This window comes from Nocardioides sp. Root190, from assembly GCF_001428565.1.
In the GTDB taxonomy this organism is placed as follows: domain Bacteria; phylum Actinomycetota; class Actinomycetes; order Propionibacteriales; family Nocardioidaceae; genus Nocardioides.
Genome location: NZ_LMIA01000010.1, coordinates 666,794 through 683,268, shown reverse-complemented (window position 1 = coordinate 683,268; position 16,475 = coordinate 666,794). Strand labels below are relative to the sequence as shown.

The 16,475-nt window shown below is 70.2% G+C and carries 13 protein-coding genes; 12 read left to right on the top strand and 1 reads right to left on the bottom strand.

Annotation, left to right across the window (positions count from 1 at the left end; all coding sequences use genetic code 11):
- Positions 1-28: 28 nt before the first annotated feature.
- The gene (locus tag ASE01_RS16050; RefSeq protein ID WP_056754140.1) at positions 29-2,230 is read left to right on the top strand and encodes a 3-hydroxyacyl-CoA dehydrogenase NAD-binding domain-containing protein; all 2,202 of its coding nucleotides are present in this window, start codon (positions 29-31) and stop codon (positions 2,228-2,230) included.
- A 180-nt stretch (positions 2,231-2,410) separates the two neighbouring features.
- On the opposite strand, the gene ASE01_RS16045 is transcribed toward ASE01_RS16050, so the two are convergent.
- Positions 2,411-3,739: a PLP-dependent aminotransferase family protein gene (locus tag ASE01_RS16045; RefSeq protein ID WP_056754135.1), complete on the bottom strand. Its 1,329-nt coding sequence runs from the start codon at positions 3,737-3,739 to the stop codon at positions 2,411-2,413.
- 109 nt (positions 3,740-3,848) lie between these two features.
- Between ASE01_RS16045 and ASE01_RS16040 the strand changes: the two genes are divergently transcribed.
- From ASE01_RS16040 to ASE01_RS25025, 11 genes are all read left to right on the top strand, one after another.
- The gene (locus tag ASE01_RS16040) at positions 3,849-4,697 is read left to right on the top strand and encodes a nitrilase-related carbon-nitrogen hydrolase (protein ID WP_056754132.1); all 849 of its coding nucleotides are present in this window, start codon (positions 3,849-3,851) and stop codon (positions 4,695-4,697) included.
- 11 nt (positions 4,698-4,708) lie between these two features.
- The gene (gene hydA, locus ASE01_RS16035) at positions 4,709-6,139 is read left to right on the top strand and encodes a dihydropyrimidinase (protein WP_056754129.1); all 1,431 of its coding nucleotides are present in this window, start codon (positions 4,709-4,711) and stop codon (positions 6,137-6,139) included.
- Positions 6,140-6,148: 9 nt separating this feature from the next.
- Entirely contained in the window at positions 6,149-7,195 is a 1,047-nt protein-coding gene (locus ASE01_RS16030) for a TIGR03842 family LLM class F420-dependent oxidoreductase (protein WP_056754126.1), read from the top strand.
- Positions 7,196-7,197: 2 nt separating this feature from the next.
- Positions 7,198-8,088 carry an ABC transporter permease gene (locus tag ASE01_RS16025; protein ID WP_235536048.1) on the top strand — a complete coding sequence of 297 codons (891 nt, stop codon included), beginning with the start codon at positions 7,198-7,200 and terminating at the stop codon, positions 8,086-8,088.
- A 67-nt stretch (positions 8,089-8,155) separates the two neighbouring features.
- Positions 8,156-9,007, top strand: a complete 852-nt coding sequence (locus tag ASE01_RS16020) for an ABC transporter ATP-binding protein (RefSeq protein ID WP_056754121.1) — start codon at positions 8,156-8,158, stop codon at positions 9,005-9,007.
- Positions 9,004-9,822 (top strand): ABC transporter permease, encoded by an 819-nt coding sequence (locus ASE01_RS16015; protein WP_082606103.1) that lies wholly within the window; start codon positions 9,004-9,006, stop codon positions 9,820-9,822. The genes ASE01_RS16020 and ASE01_RS16015 overlap by 4 nt, the downstream gene beginning before the upstream one ends.
- 57 nt (positions 9,823-9,879) lie before the next feature.
- Positions 9,880-11,061 (top strand): ABC transporter substrate-binding protein, encoded by a 1,182-nt coding sequence (locus tag ASE01_RS16010; RefSeq protein ID WP_056754118.1) that lies wholly within the window; start codon positions 9,880-9,882, stop codon positions 11,059-11,061.
- A gap of 3 nt (positions 11,062-11,064) precedes the next feature.
- The gene (locus tag ASE01_RS16005; protein ID WP_056754115.1) at positions 11,065-12,378 is read left to right on the top strand and encodes an aspartate aminotransferase family protein; all 1,314 of its coding nucleotides are present in this window, start codon (positions 11,065-11,067) and stop codon (positions 12,376-12,378) included.
- A 2-nt stretch (positions 12,379-12,380) separates the two neighbouring features.
- Positions 12,381-13,877, top strand: coding sequence for a CoA-acylating methylmalonate-semialdehyde dehydrogenase (locus ASE01_RS16000; RefSeq protein WP_056754111.1), 1,497 nt, complete (start codon positions 12,381-12,383; stop codon positions 13,875-13,877).
- Between the two features lie 362 nt (positions 13,878-14,239).
- A complete protein-coding gene (locus tag ASE01_RS15995) occupies positions 14,240-14,962 on the top strand; it encodes an ABC transporter ATP-binding protein (RefSeq protein ID WP_056754109.1) in 723 nt (240 codons plus the stop codon).
- Positions 14,934-16,466, top strand: a complete 1,533-nt coding sequence (locus ASE01_RS25025; protein ID WP_056754103.1) for a hypothetical protein — start codon at positions 14,934-14,936, stop codon at positions 16,464-16,466. The genes ASE01_RS15995 and ASE01_RS25025 overlap by 29 nt, the downstream gene beginning before the upstream one ends.
- Positions 16,467-16,475: the final 9 nt, after the last annotated feature.

Sequence of the window (16,475 nt, the reverse complement as noted above, 5' to 3'; positions counted from 1 at the left end):
TCCGAAACACGGACTTGAAGGAACAACATTGAGCACCGACACGCAGACCGCGGTCCGCTACGACCGTGACGCCGACGGCATCGTCACCCTCACGCTCGACGACCCGAACGCCAGCGCCAACACGATGAACGAGCTGTACATCTCCTCGATGGCCGACGCCGTCGAGCGCCTGTACGCCGAGCAGGACGACGTCACCGGCGTCGTCATCGCCTCGGCGAAGAAGACCTTCTTCGCCGGTGGCAACCTCAAGGGCATGGTCGTCGCGACCAAGGAGAACGCCCCCGAGGTCTTCGCGATGGCCGAGGGAGTCAAGAAGGCGCTGCGGCGCCTCGAGCTCTTCCCGAAGCCCGTCGTCGCGGCGATCAACGGCGCCGCCCTCGGTGGTGGCTACGAGATCACCCTCGCCGCCCAGCACCGGATCCTGGTGAACGACCCGAAGATCAAGGTCGGCCTGCCCGAGGCGACCCTCGGCCTGCTCCCCGGCGGCGGCGGCGTGACCCGCGCCGTGCGCAAGTGGGGCCTGCAGAACGCGCTGATGGACGTGCTGCTCCAGGGCACGCAGTTCAACCCGGCGTCTGCTCTCAAGAAGGGTGTCGTCGACGAGCTCGTCGAGACCCAGGACGAGCTGATCCCCGCCGCCAAGGCGTGGCTGAAGGCGAACCCCGAGGCTGCCCTCAACCCGTGGGACGCTCCCGGCTACAAGATGCCCGGTGGCAGCCCGAAGTCGCCGGCCCTCGCCGGCTTCCTCCCGGCCTTCCCGGCGCTCCTGCGCAAGCAGGTCAAGGGTGCCGACTACCCGGCTCCGCGCGCCATCCTCTCGGCTGCCGTCGAGGGAGCGCTCGTCGACTTCGACACAGCCTCGCGCATCGAGTCGCGCTACCTGGCCAACCTGGTCGTCAACCAGGGCTCGAAGAACATGATCCAGGCGTTCTTCTTCGACCTGCAGGCGATCAACTCCGGTTCGCTTCGCCCGAAGGGCATCGAGCCCTACAAGGCCAGCAAGGCCGTCGTCCTGGGCGCCGGCATGATGGGCGCGGGCATTGCCTACGTCCTGGCGAAGTCGGGTGTGGAGGTCGTCCTCAAGGACATCTCCGTCGAGGCCGCCGAGAAGGGCAAGGCGTACTCCGAGGCCCTGCTCGACAAGGCGATCAGCCGTGGCAAGTCCACGGAGGAGAAGAAGGCCGAGCTGCTCGGCCGGATCACCGCTTCCGCCGACCCGGCCGCCGCTGCTGGTGCCGACATCGTGATCGAGGCGGTCTTCGAGGACCCGGCCCTCAAGGCCAAGGTCTTCGCCGAGATCCTCCCGCACCTCGCGCCGAACGCCCTGCTGTGCTCGAACACCTCGACGCTGCCCATCACCGAGCTCGCCGCCGGCCTGGAGAATGACGCCGACCGCTCGCGGTTCGTCGGCCTGCACTTCTTCTCGCCCGTCGACAAGATGCCGCTCGTCGAGATCATCTCCGGCAAGGAGACCTCCGACGAGGCGCTGGCCAAGGCGTACGACGTCGTCCAGCAGATCCGCAAGACGCCGATCGTCGTCAACGACAGCCGCGGTTTCTACACCTCGCGGGTCATCGGCTTCATGGTCAACGAGGGCATGGCCATGCTCGCGGAGGGCGTGGCGCCGTACTCCATCGAGCGCGGCACCACCTCGGCCGGCTACCCGGCTCCGGTGCTGCAGCTGTCCGACGAGCTCAACCTCGAGCTCATGGGCAAGATCGCCAAGGCCACCAAGGACGCCGCCGAGCGCGACGGCTCGGACTACGTGGAGCACCCGGGCATCGCGGTCGTGCAGAAGATGCTCGACGCGGGTCGTTCCGGTCGCCTCCGCGGCGCTGGCTTCTACGACTACACCGACGGCAAGCGCGGCTCGATCTCGGCCGAGCTCGCCACGCTGTTCCCGGTCGCGGAGGAGCAGCCGCCGATCCAGGACATCCGGGACCGGATGCTCTTCGCCGAGGCGCTCGAGACCGCGAAGACCTTCGAGGAGGGCGTCATCACCTCGGCGGCCGCCGCGAACATCGGCTCGATCATGGGCATCGGCTTCCCCCCGAACACCGGTGGTGCCGCGCAGTTCATGACCGGCTACGAGAACAAGGTCACCGGCGAGATCGGCCTCTCGGCCTTCATCGCCCGCGCCGACGAGCTCGCCGCCACCTACGGCGAGCGGTTCTCCGCCACGCCGTGGCTGCGTGAGCTCGCCGCGTCCGGCAAGGGCTTCCCCGCCTGATCACCGCCTGACGCACCTGTTCCACAGCACCGGCCCGACTCGCTCGCGAGTCGGGCCGGTGTCATTTCCCGCGAAGTGCGTGGGTTTCTCCACCGAGGTGCCTGGTTTTCTCCGTCCAGTACGGACACCTCGGCGGAGAGAACGGCGCACTTCGGCGGAGAGAACGGCGCACTTCGCGGATCACCCGGCGCGGACGGCCTCGGCCAGTGCAGCCGCCACCTCACTCGCGTCGTCGGGCGAGACGAGGCCGGTCGTGACGCGGATGTAGGCGGTGCCGTCGCGCTCGCCGGCGAGGAACGGGTCGCCGCCGGCGACGCGGATGCCGGCGGCGGAGAGGTGGACCAGTGCCGCGCGCTCGTCGCGGACCGGGAGCCAGAGGTTGATGCCGTCGGGTGCAGGGACGTCGATGCCGTGGGTGGCGAGGGCGGCGACGAGGGTGCGCTGGCGGGCGAAGTACTGGCGTCGGGCCTCGCCGACCTCGTCGAGGGACGGCGAGGAGGTGAGCAGGTCGAGCAGGATGGTCTGCACCATCCGGGAGGTCCAGGCGGGCCCGAGCATCCGGCGCGCCACGATCCGGTCGACGAGCTCGGAGGGGCCCGAGAGGGCGGCGATCCGCAGGTCGGGGCCGTGCGACTTCGAGAACGAGCGGATGTGGATGACGCGCTCGGGGAGCCAGGTGGCGAGGGTGACGTCGGGCGAGGTGCTGATGCCAGCCGAGTGGTCGTCCTCGATCACCCACGGGACCTCGGTGCCGGCGCGGCGCAGTGTCCGGACCAGCTGCTGGGCGCGGGCGGAGTCGACCGCGACGCCCGTCGGGTTGTGCGCCCGGGGCTGGACCAGGACGGCGCGGGGTCGGGTGGCGAGGGCGCGGCGCAGGGAGTCCGGCCGCATCCCGCTGCCGTCCAGCTCGACCGGGACGACCTCGCCGCCGAGGGTCTCGACCAGGTCGAAGAAGGGAGGGAAGCCGGGGGACTCGAGGACCACGCGGTCGCCGTACCCGATGATCTGCTCGAGGGTGCGGGCCACGCCGTCGGTGGCGCCGTCGACGACGGTGAGGGCCTCGGCGGCGTACGGCCACGACGCCGTCAGCACCTCGCGGAGCTCGGGCAGGACGGGTTCGTCCTGGTAGGTCAGCGTGCCGGCCCGTTGCGAGACCCGGTGCAGGGCGGGGCCCAGGGACGGCAGGAGCTGCGGGTCGGGGGTGCCGCGGGACAGGTCGAGACGCAGCCCGTCAGGGCCTGCGCCGACCAGCCCGCGCTGGCGTGGCGAGAGCCACGGGGTGGGGCTGTCCTTGACGAAGGTACCGGCGCGGCCGCGCGACACGACCACGCCCGTACGACGCAACGCCTGCCAGGCCGCGGACACGGTGGCGGGGGAGACCCCGAGCTCGGCAGCGACCTCGCGCACCGTCGGCAACCGGTCGCCGGGAGCGAGCTCCCCGGACCGGATGGCGCGGCTGAACACGCCCGCAATGCCGGCCGGCGAGCGGTCCTCGAGGTCACCGAACATGCGACACCTCTTGACAACGGAGAAATCGGAGCGAAATGTTCAGCCTGAAAGATAACAGTTCTTCGAGGAGCCCCATCACCACCTGAAGCAACCCCCCCGGGAGGGATCCGTGACGATCGTTCGCGCCGCCATCAGCCAGACCACCTGGACCGGCGACAAGGAATCCATGCTGGACCGGCACGAGAAGTTCGCGCGGGACGCGGCCGCCCAGGGAGCCCAGGTGATGTGCTTCCAGGAGCTCTTCTACGGGCCCTACTTCGGCATCACCCAGGACCAGAAGTACTACCGCTACGCCGAGCCGGCCGACGGTCCGATCGTGCAGCGGTTCGCCTCCCTGGCCAAGGAGCTCGGCCAGGTCATGGTGCTCCCGATCTACGAGGAGGAGCAGACCGGCGTCTACTACAACACCACCGTCGTGGTCGACGCCGACGGCACGATCCTCGGCAAGTACCGCAAGAACCACATCCCGCACGTGGAGAAGTTCTGGGAGAAGTTCTACTTCCGCCCCGGCAACCTGGGCTACCCCGTCTTCGAGACCGCGGTCGGCCGCGTCGGCACCTACATCTGCTACGACCGGCACTTCCCCGAGGGCTGGCGCGAGCTCGGCCTGGCCGGCGCGCACATCGTCTTCAACCCGAACGCGACCAAGCCGGGTCTCTCCAACCGGCTGTGGGAGGTCGAGGGTCCCTGCGCCGCCGTCGCCAACGGCTACTTCGTGCTGCAGCCCAACCGGGTCGGGCGCGAGGACAACGAGTACGGCGACGAGGCGGTGACCTTCTACGGCACCAGCCAGGTGATCGATCCCCGCGGCAACTTCGTCGGCGACGTCGGCTCCAGCGAGGGCGAGGAGCTGCTGGTGCGCGACCTCGACCTCGACATGGTCCAGCAGATGCGCGACGACTGGCAGTTCTACCGGGACCGCCGCCCCGACTCGTACACCGCGATCGCGAAGCCCTGAGGGGAGGCACGATGACCATCCTGATCAAGGGCGGCACGGTCGTGAACGCGACCGGGACCGTCGAGGCGGACGTCCTGGTCGACGGCGAGCGGATCGTCGCGCTGCTCGCTCCCGGCGACGCGGCGCTCGGCCCGATCAACGCCGACAAGGTGATCGACGCGACCGGGAAGTACGTCATCCCCGGCGGGATCGACGCGCACACCCACATGCAGCTGCCCTTCGGAGGTACGCAGGCCAGCGACACCTTCGAGACCGGGACGACCGCTGCCGCGTGGGGCGGCACGACCTCGATCATCGACTTCGCCGTGCAGAAGTACGGCGAGCGGGTCGAGGACGGGTTGGCCCACTGGCACGAGCTCGCGGCCGGCAACTGCGCGGTCGACTACGGGTTCCACCAGATCGTCGGCGGCGTCGACGAGGAGTCGCTGAAGGCGATGGAGAACCTCGTCGACGAGGGCATCACGTCGTACAAGCTCTTCATGGCCTACCCCGGCGTCTTCTACAGCGACGACGCGCAGATCCTGCGAGCGATGCAGAAGGCCCGAGAATTGGGCCTCCTGACGATGATGCACGCCGAGAACGGACCGGCGATCGACGTCCTCGCGGCGCAGCTCGCCGAGTCCGGCAAGACCGCGCCGTACTACCACGGCATCGCGCGGGCCTGGCAGATGGAGGAGGAGGCCACGCACCGGGCGATCATGCTCAGCGACCTCACCGACGCGCCGCTCTACATCGTCCACATGAGTGCGAAGCAGGCGGTCGAGCAGGTCGCCTGGGCGCGGGACAAGGGCAAGAACGTCTTCGGCGAGACCTGTCCGCAGTACCTCTACCTCTCGCTGGAGAAGCAGCTCGCAGCGATCAGCGAGGAGTGGGGCGACTTCGAGGGCGCCAAGTGGGTCTGCTCGACACCACTGCGCTCCGAGGAGGAGGGCCACCTCGACGCGATGTGGCAGGGCCTGCGCACCAACGACCTGCAGATGGTCTCGACCGACCACTGCCCGTTCTGCATGAAGGACCAGAAGACCCTCGGCAAGGACGACTTCCGCGCGATCCCCAACGGGATCGGGTCGATCGAGCACCGCGTCGACCTGCTCTACCAAGGTGTCGTCGACGGCCGGATCTCGCTGTCGCGCTGGGTGGAGCTCATCTCCACCACGCCCGCCCGGATGTTCGGGTTGTACGGCCGCAAGGGCGTCATCCAGCCTGGCGCGGATGCCGACATCGTCGTGTACGACCCCCGCGGGCACACCTCGATCGGCATCGGCGAGGGCCGTTCGCACCACATGAACATGGACCACTCCGCGTGGGAGGGGTTCGAGATCGACGGACACGTCGACGTGACCATCTCGCGCGGCACGGTGCTGGTCGAGGACGGCCAGTTCCACGGGACCAAGGGTCACGGCCGGTTCCTCAAGCGCGATCTCACGCAATACCTCGTCTAGGAGAGACAGATGGATTTCGGCGTCGTACTGCAGACCAATCCGCCCGCCTGGCGCACCGTCGGCCTCGCCAAGCAGGCCGAGGAGCACGGGTTCGACTACGTGTGGACCTTCGACTCGCACCTGCTCTGGCAGGAGCCCTACGTCATCTACTCGGCGATCCTCGCCGCCACCCAGCGCGTGATCGTCGGACCGATGGTGACCAACCCGGCCACCCGCGACTGGACCGTGAGCGCCTCGGTGTTCGCGACGCTCAACGAGATGTACGGCAACCGCACTGTCGTCGGCATGGGCCGCGGTGACTCCGCGGTCCGCGTGCTCAACGGCAAGCCGTGCACGCTCAAGGAGGTCCGCGACGCGACCCACGTGATCCGCGAGCTCGGCAACTGCCGCCCGGTCGAGCACAACGGCGCCACCCTGCAGTTCCCCTGGGCGCGCACCTCCTCGCTCGAGGTCTGGATCGCCGCCTACGGACCGCTCGCGCTCAAGACGGCTGGCGAGGTCGGTGACGGCTTCATCCTCCAGCTCGGCGACGTCGACGTCACCCGCTGGATGATCGAGCAGGTCAAGACCGCGGCGTCCAACGCCGGCCGCGACCCCGAGTCGCTGACGTTCTGCGTCGCCGCTCCGGCGTACGTCGGCGCGGACACCCCGGAGTCGTGGGAGCACATGCGCGGCCAGACCCGGTGGTTCGGCGGGATGGTCGGCAACCACATCGCCGACATCGTCACCAAGTACGGATCGTCGCCGGACCCGAGTGGGAAGGCTCCCTTCCCCGAGGTGTTGACGGACTACATCAAGGGGCGCACCGGCTATGACTACAACACCCACGGCAAGGCCGACAACGACCACGTCGACTTCGTGCCCGACGAGATCGTCGACCGCTTCTGCATCCTCGGCACCCCCGAGCAGCACGTCGAGAAGCTGAAGGAGCTCAAGGACGTCGGTGTCGACCAGTTCGCCGTCTACCTCCAGCACGACAACAAGGAGGAGACCCTGCGTGTCTACGGCGAGTCGATCATCCCGGTGATGCGCGAGCACGTCGTCGCGAAGGCCTGACGTTGGCCCTCGTCAACGTCGTCCTCACCCGGTCCCGCGCCATCGTGCTGGGGCTGCTCGGAGTCGCGGCCGTCGTCGCCACCTGGGACGTCTACAAGGCCCTGGGGCCCGAGCAGGGCGTGCTGATCGGCACGACCCGCGTGCTGCCCCGCACCACCGACCTCGCGATGCCGCACTCGTGGGAGATGCTGCAGCGCTTCGGTGAACCGGTGACCGCGCGGATCGGTGCGCCCGATGCGTTCTCCGCCGTCTTCGACGCGAGCATGTTCTCGCTCGGTCTGGCGGCGCGCGGCTGGCTGATCGGTGTGGTCGTCGGGCTGCTGCTCGCGCTGGCGATGAGTCGCTTCCGGATCGTCGAGTCCGCGCTGCTGCCCTGGGTCGTGCTGAGCCAGACCGTCCCGCTGATCGCGATCGCTCCGCTCGTACGCCGCTGGGGCTCCGAGATCGAGATCGGCTCCTACGTCTGGACCAGCCAGGACTCGGTGGCGGTGATCGCGGCGTACCTCGCCTTCTTCCCGGTCGCCGTCGGCGCACTTCGTGGACTGAAGTCACCCGACACCACCCACCTCGACCTCATGCACGCCCTCGGCGTCGGATGGTGGCGCACGTTGCTCACCCTGCGCCTCCCGGCGAGCGTGCCGTTCGTGCTGCCGGCGTTGCGGCTGGCCGCCGCCAGCGCGGTGATCGGCGCGGTCGTCGCCGAGGTCTCGATCGGCCTCAAGGGCGGTCTGGGCCGGATGGTCATCGACTACGCGGTCGCCGCCAGCGGCGACCCCGCCAAGCCGTGGGCACCGATCTTCGGCGCCGTTGCGATCGGGCTCCTGGCCGCCGGCGCCGTCGGCCTCCTCGGTCTTGCGCTGCGCCCCTTCCGACTGACTGGAGTTCCACGATGAATCACCCCACCCGATTCTTCACCTCCTCCGCTTCGCTCCCCCGGCAAACAATCGATCGGGGACCCCGATGACGAACCCCCTGATCCAGCCTGAACCGCTGGGCCAGCCAGCGATCCAGGTCCGCGGCGCCCACCGGGTCTTCGGCAAGGGCCGCAAGCAGGTCGACGCGTTGAGTGCGGTCGACCTGACGGTCGCCGACGGGGAGTTCGTCTCCCTGATCGGACCGAGCGGATGCGGCAAGAGCACCCTGCTGCGGCTGGTCGCCGACCTCGACAGCCCGACCTCCGGTGAGGTGTTGGTGTTCGGCAAGTCCGCTCGCCAGGCCCGGCTCGACCAGGAGTACGGCATCGCGTTCCAGCAGTCCGGCCTCCTGCCGTGGCGCACGGTCGCGGGCAACGTGGAGCTCCCGCTCAAGCTGCACGGCATCAACTCCGAGATCCGGCGGCGCCGGGTCGCCGAGCTGCTGGAGCTGGTCGGTCTGACCGACTTCGCCAGGAGCCACCCCGACCAGCTCTCGGGCGGGATGCAGCAGCGGGTCGCGATCGCCCGAGCGCTCGCAGAGAGCCCGCGCCTGCTGCTGATGGACGAGCCCTTCGGGGCGCTCGACGAGATCACCCGCGAGCGGATGCAGAACGAGCTGGTCCGGATCTGCGCCGAGACCGGTGCTGCGGTCCTGTTCGTCACCCACTCCATCCCCGAGGCGGTGTTCCTGTCCGACCGCGTCGTCGTGATGTCGCCGCGACCCGGCCGGATCGCCGGTGTGGTCGACATCCGTGCCGACGGCCTGGCCGCTGCGCACGACCGCTCGGCCGGCGTACGCGAGGAGGAGGGCTTCTTTCGCGCCGTCGGCGAGGTCCGCTCCCTCCTGCACGGCACGCCCGAGACCGCTGCCGTCGCCCGGGGGGTCGACCACAGATGACCACCGTCGCCGACGCCGGCCCGGCCAAGGACACCCGCGCCCGGCTCCCCATCGCCGAGGTCCGGTGGAGCACCGTGCTCGCCCCGCTGGTCGTCGGCGTGGTGGCGATCGCGGCCTGGGAGAGCGTCGTCGAGGCCTTCGACATCGAGCCCTTCGTCCTGCCGGCGCCGAGCGCGATCTGGGAACAGGTGCGCCTCCACGGCGACAGCATCGCCAGTGGAGCGTCCGTGACCGGGCGCAACGCCCTGATCGGCACCCTGCTCGGAGCGGTGCTCGGCGTGGCCGGGGCGATGCTCGCCGGGTCCTTCCGCGTCGTCGACCAGATGGCGGCGCCCGTCGTGGCCGCCCTCGCCGTGATCCCGATCGTCGCGCTGGCGCCGGTGCTCTACTCGATGTTCGGTGCGGCGGTCGACACCGGCCGGATCATCGTCGCGGCCGTCTCGGTCACGATCCCGGTCTACCTCAACACCCTGCGCGGGTTGCGCCAGGTGCGTCAGGTCCACCTCGACCTGATGACGGCGTGTGCGGCCAAGCGCTGGCAGGTGGTGCGCACCGTGACGCTGCCGACCGCGACGCCGTACGTCTTCACGGGCCTGCGCGTGGCGTCCTCGCTGGCCGTCATCGCTGCGCTGATCGCGGAGTACTTCGGCGGCCCGATCGGCGGTCTCGGCAAGTCGATCACCTCGTCGGCCGCGAGCAGCAACTACCCGCTGGCATGGGCCTACGTCAGCGGAGCGATCGTGCTCGGCCTGCTGTTCTACATCGTCACCCTGCTGGTCGAGCTGTGGTTCTCGCGCCACCTCCGGCCCACCTGATCCGTTCTGGACCACCCGATCTCGGACACCCACCCCCGAGGAAAACAGGAGAATCGAATGAAGAGAACACTGAAGCTGGGCGCCGCCGCTGCCGCCCTCGCACTGGTCGCTTCCGGATGTGGGAGCGAGGACGACGGCAACGACTCGGAGGTCGACGTCGCCGCCAACGAGGACTGCGCAGCACGCACGACAGAAGCACGGGACGCCGGTGACCTCACCGAGGTGTCCCTCCAGCTCCAGTGGGTCTCCCAGGCCCAGTTCGCCGGCTACTACGCCGCCGTCGCGGAGTGCTTCTACGTCGACGAGGGCCTGGACGTGAAGATCGTCGAGGGTGGTGTCGACATCGTGCCGCAGGACGTCCTCGCCTCCGGCGACGTCGACTACGCCATCTCGTGGGTGCCGAAGGTGCTCGGATCGATCGAGCAGGGCGCCAAGATCACCGACGTCGCGCAGATCTTCGAGCGCAGCGCCACCACGCAGATCTCCTTCAAGGACAAGAACATCACCTCGCCCGCCGACCTCAAGGGCAAGGCCGTCGGCAGCTGGGGCTTCGGCAACGAGTGGGAGCTGTTCGCCGGCATGCAGGAGGCCGGTGTCGGGGTGGGCGACATCAACCTGGTCCAGCAGGCGTTCGACATGAACGCCTTCCTGGCCGGTGACATCGACGCCGCCCAGGCGATGACCTACAACGAGTACGCCCAGGTCCTCGAGACCGTCAACCCGGAGACGGGCGAGCTCTTCACGCCCGACGACCTCAACGTCATCGACTGGAACGACGCCGGCTCGGCGATGCTCCAGGACGCCATCTGGGCGCAGACCGAGAAGCTGTCCGACGCGGCGTACGAGGAGCAGACCGTGGCCTTCATCAAGGCCTCGATCAAGGGCTGGGCGTTCGTCCGCGACAACCCGGAGGAGGCCGCGACGATCGTGGCGGAGTCCGGCTCGGAGCTCGGCACCAGCCACCAGCTCTGGATGACCAACGAGGTCAACAAGCTGCTGTGGCCCTCCACCAACGGCGTCGGCCTGATCGACGAGGCCGCGTGGAAGCAGACCGTCGACATCGCTCTCAACACCAAGAACGAGACCGGCGCGTCGATCATCAGCAAGGAGCCGCCGGCCACGGCGTACAGCAACGAGTACGTCGAGAAGGCGCTCGCCGAGCTCGAGGCCGACGGTGTCGACACCCTCGGCAAGGACTACGAGCCGATCACGGTCGAGCTCAAGGAAGGCGGCAAGTAGCTCATGGACCAGGACCGGGACACCCTCGCGGCGCAGCTCGACAGAGAGCACGTCTTCCATTCGTGGAGTGCCCAGGCGGCGCTCGCGCCACTGGTCGTCGCGGGGGGTCTCGGTTCCCGGGTCTGGGACCACTCCGGGCGCACCTACCTGGACTTCTCCAGCCAGCTGGTCAACGTCAACATCGGCCACCAGCACCCGTCGGTGGTGGCCGCGATCCAGGAGCAGTCCGCCATCCTGGCCACGATCGGGCCGGCCACGGCGAACCTCACCCGCGGTGAGGCCGCGAAGCGGATCGCGGCGCGTGCGCCGGCCGGTCTGAACAAGGTGTTCTTCACCAACGGCGGCGCCGATGCCAACGAGAACGCCATCCGGATGGCGCGGCTGCACACCGGTCGCGACAAGGTGCTCTCGACGTACCGCTCCTACCACGGGAACACGGGAGCGGCGATCGTCTCGACCGGCGACTGGCGCCGGATGCCCAACGAGTACGCCCGCGGCCACGTGCACTTCTTCGGGCCCTACCTCTACCGCTCGGAGTTCTGGGCGAGCTCGCCCGAGCAGGAGGGGGAGCGGGCCCTGCAGCACCTGCGCCGGATCATCGAGAGCGAGGGACCGTCCACGATCGCGGCGATCCTGCTCGAGACCGTGCCCGGGACCGCCGGCATCCTCGTGCCCCCGCCGGGCTACCTCGCGGGGGTGCGTGCCCTGGCCGACGAGCACGGGATCGTGCTGATCCTCGACGAGGTGATGGCAGGTTTCGGCCGCACCGGCGAGTGGTTCGCCTTCGATGCCCACGACGTCACGCCGGACCTGATCGTCTTCGCCAAGGGTGTGAACTCCGGCTACGTGCCGGTCGGCGGTGTCGTGATCAGCGATGCGATCGCCACGACGTTCGACGACCGGGTGTTCCCGGGCGGCCTGACCTACAGCGGGCATCCGCTCGCGGCCGCCTCCATCGTCGCCTCCATCGACGCGATGGCCGGCGAGGGGATCATCGACAACGCGAAGAAGATCGGCGCCGAGGTGATCGGGCCCGGCCTGAGCGAGCTCGCCGAGAAGCATCCTGTCATCGGCGAGGTGCGCGGCACGGGCGTCTTCTGGGCGCTCGAGCTGGTCGCCGATCGCGCCACCCGGGCGCACCTACCCGCGGCGCTGATGGGCAGGGCCAAGGCCGAGATGCTCGGCCGTGGCCTGATCCCCTTCATCTCCGACAACCGGATCCATGTCGTCCCGCCCTGTGTCGTGACCGCCGACGAGGTGGCCGAGGCCCTGGCGACGTACGAAGCCGTACTCACCCTGCTCGACGAGGAGCTCTAGAGATGACCACCGAAACACTCGACCACTGGATCGCCGGCGCCACCAACCCCGGCACGTCGACCCGCACCGCACCGGTCCACGACCCCGCCCTCGGCGTGGTCACCAAGCAGGTCCGGCTGGCGTCGGCCGCCGACGTCGACACCGCCGTGGCGGCCGCGACGGCCGCCTTCGCCGACTGGGGCCGCTCCTCGATCGCGCGTCGTCAGCAGGTGCTGTTCAAGTTCCGCGAGCTGCTGAACGCCCGCAGCGGCGAGCTCGCCGAGATCCTCACCTCCGAGCACGGCAAGGTGCTCTCCGACGCGGCCGGCGAGATCGCCCGTGGCCTGGAGGTCGTGGAGTTCGCGTGCGGGATGCCGCACCTGGCCAAGGGCAGCTACTCCCTCGGCGTCTCGACCGACGTCGACGTCTACTCGCTGCGTGAGCCCATCGGTGTCGTCGGGGTGATCACGCCGTTCAACTTCCCGGCGATGGTGCCGCTGTGGTTCCTGCCGATCGCGATCGCTACCGGCAACTGCGTGGTCCTCAAGCCGAGCGAGAAGGACCCGTCGTCGTCGAACTGGCTGGCCGAGCTGTTCCACGAGGCGGGCCTGCCCGCCGGCGTGCTCAACGTCGTCCACGGTGACAAGGAGGCCGTCGACGCCCTGCTGACCCACGACGACATCGCCTCCATCTCCTTCGTCGGGTCGACCCCGATCGCGCGCTACATCTACGAGACCGGAACGGCCCACGGCAAGCGGGTCCAGGCCCTCGGGGGCGCCAAGAACCACATGCTGGTGCTGCCCGATGCCGACCTCGACCTGGTCGCCGACTCCGCCGTCAATGCAGGGTTCGGCTCCGCCGGCGAACGGTGCATGGCGATCTCCGTCGTCGTGGCGGTCGAGCCGATCGCCGACGACCTGATCGCCAAGATCAGTGACCGGATGGGCAAGCTGGTCACCGGGGACGGCCGCCGCTCCTGCGACATGGGACCGCTGATCACCCGCGAGCACCGCGACAAGGTCGCGGGCTACCTCGACGTCGCCGAGGCCGACGGAGCGACGGTCGTGGTCGACGGCCGGGAGGTCGAGGTCGACGGTGCTGCCGAGGGCTTCTGGCTCGGCCCGACACTGCTCGACAAGGTGCCGACCACCTCGACGGTCTACACCGACGAGATCTTCGGCCCGGTGCTGTCGGTGGTGCGCGTGGCGTCGTACGAGGACGGGGTCGAGCTGGTCAACAGCGGTCCCTACGGCAACGGCACCGCGATCTTCACCAACGACGGCGGCGCGGCGCGGCGCTTCGTGCTCGACGTCGAGGTCGGGATGGTCGGCGTCAACGTCCCGATCCCGGTGCCCGTCGCCTACCACTCCTTCGGAGGCTGGAAGGCGTCGCTGTTCGGGGACGCGAAGGCGTACGGCCCGCAGGGTGTCGACTTCTTCACCCGCGAGAAGGCCGTCACCTCGCGCTGGCTCGACCCGTCGCACGGCGGGATCAACCTGGGCTTCCCGCAGAACAGCTGACGCGGCCCGTTGGTCGAGGAGGTCGCGCAGCGACCGGCGGCCCGTTGGTCGAGGAGGTCGCGCAGCGACCGGCGCCGGAGGTCTCGAGACGGCCGCGGGCGGCCTCCTCGACCAACGGGTGCACCGTGCCCGGAGGTCTCGAGACGGCCGCGGGCGGCCTCCTCGACCAACGGGTGCACCGTGCCCGGAGGTCTCGAGACGGCCGCGGACGGCCTCCTCGACCAACGGGTGCACCGTGCCCGGAGGTCTCGAGACGGCCGCGGGCGGCCTCCTCGACCAACGGGGGTCCTGGTCCCAACGGACTACCCGATCGTGGCGGTCCGGCGGTGTCGTGCGGCCGGCGCGCCGACCACGATGGACCGATGACGGGGGATCATTCGTTCCGGGGCGTCCTGGTGGACGACCTGAGGGTGCAGTTCGGCACGGTCGAAGCCGTGGCCGGGGTCGACCTGCGCGTCGACCAGGGCCAGGCGATGGCGTTGCTCGGGCGCAACGGTGCGGGCAAGTCGACCACGATGCGAGTCCTGGCGGGCGTCGTACCTCCGAGCGGCGGCTACGCCGTCGTCGGCGGGCACGACGTGCGCGAGGAGAGCCTCGACGCGAAGCGGGTCGTCGGCTACTGCCCCGACGTCGGCGGGCTGGTGCCCCGCGCGACGCCGTGGGAGCACCTGCAGCTCAACGCCCGCCTCCGCGGCCTCGTCGACTGGGAGGCGCGGGGTCGGGCCCTGCTGGAGCGATTCGACCTCGGTGACGTCGCGCACCGGGTGACCGCCGGCTTCAGCCATGGCATGTCGCGACGGTTGAGTGTGGTCCTCGCCGCCTTGCACGAGCCCGCGGTCCTGCTGCTGGACGAGCCGTTCGACGGCGTCGACCCGGTCGGCGTCGAGGCGACGTTCGAGGTGATCCAGGACGCCCGCGCCGGTGGTGCGGCCGTGATCGTCTCGACCCATTTGCGCGACCTCGCGGTCGAGGTCTGCTCCGAGGTGGCGGTGCTGCGCGGAGGAACCCGCATGGCCACCATCTCGTCGGGCTTCATGGCCGGTGACGAGGGTGCCCGTGCCTACCGCGCACTCCTCGCCGGCTGAGTTGTCGGCTGAGGCGGGACCGTCCGAGTTGCGCCGGGCGGTTCGCGACGTCCGGCACCTGCTGTGGTTCCGCGCCGCGACGGTACGACGCCCGCGGGCTGCGCTTGCTGCGCTGGTCGCCATGGCCGCACTCACCGTGCTCGCCGCCCTCGCCCCCGCCTGGATCCACCTCGACCGTGACCTCGCACCGCTGCTGCCGGCCGGGCTGGCCGCGCTGGTCGTGGTGGGCGTCGGTGGCGCAGTCGCAGGGGCCGGTGGTCGCGAGCTCCTGGCCCGCGACCCGGCCTCGATCCACCCGATCAGTCCGATGACCGACCACCTCGGGGCCCTGCTGCTGGCGCCGCTGAACACGGGCTGGCTGATCCAGACCTGGGCGTTGCTCGGCCTGAGCGCGAGCATCGCCGGACCTGGCCGGCTGCTGGCCGCCCAGGCCGTCACCCTGGCCTGGATCCTCGCCGCGACGACGCTCGGCCAGGCCGTGGCGTGGGCGGTGGAGTGCGTGCGCCGCGGGCCGCGCGGGCTGGCGATCGTGCGCGGCGTCGTGGGTGGCCTGGTCGCCCTCCTCGCCCTGGCCGGAGCCCTGCCTGAGGGCCGGCGCCTGCTCGTCGGCGGACCTGCCGGTGCGGTGGCGGACGTGGTCGCGTCGCCGCGCGGCCTGCCCGTCGCTCTCGCCCTGGTGCTCCTCGTGGGCGCGGCGGTCGGCTGGACCGTGATCGGCGGCAGGTTCGCCCAACTGGCGTCCCGGCGCATGCCCCGTGACGAGGGCCGACTCGAGACCCGGACCCATGAGGCGCGCCCCGACCCGCGCTCCGACCTCGCCGTGCTCCGCCGGATCGACCGCGCCTCGGTGTGGCGCAGCGTCCCGCTGCGCCGCGGGACCTGGCTCCTCGCGATCGCTCCGGGGGCGGTGGCCCTCGCCGGGGGACTGGACTGGAGCGGACTCGTGCTCCTCCCGGGCCTGGTCGCCTCGGGCTGCGTGCTGCTGTTCGGCGTCAACCTCTGGTGTCTCGACGGTCGCGGGATGCTCTGGCGCGAGACCCTGCCGGTCGCACCGCGCACGGTCCTCCTCGCCCGGGCCTGCGTGCTCGGTGAGGTGCTGCTCGGCGCGGGCCTCGTCACGGTGGTGCTGGGGGCCGTGCGCGCGGGAGTACCGTCGTTCGCGGAGCTGGCGGGCGTCGTGCTCGCGCTGCTGGTGGTGGTCGGCCAGGCCGTCTCGGCCGGTCTGCGCTGGTCCGCCGCGCGCCCGCACGCGGTCGACCTGCGCTCGGCCCGGGCCACGCCGGCGCCACCGCTGGTCATGGTCGGCTACTCGCTGCGTCTCGCGATGGCCACCACGTTCACCAGCCTGCTGCTCGGTGCGCTCGCCGCTGGCGGGCGGACCGACCTCCTTCTCGCCGCGACTGCGGCGTTCCTGCTCGTGTCGGGGCTCCGGGTCGCTCGTGCGGTGCGCCGCTGGGAGGATCCGGTGCGTCGGGCGGTGGTCGTCGCGGTGGTCGCGGCGTAGTCGCACCCC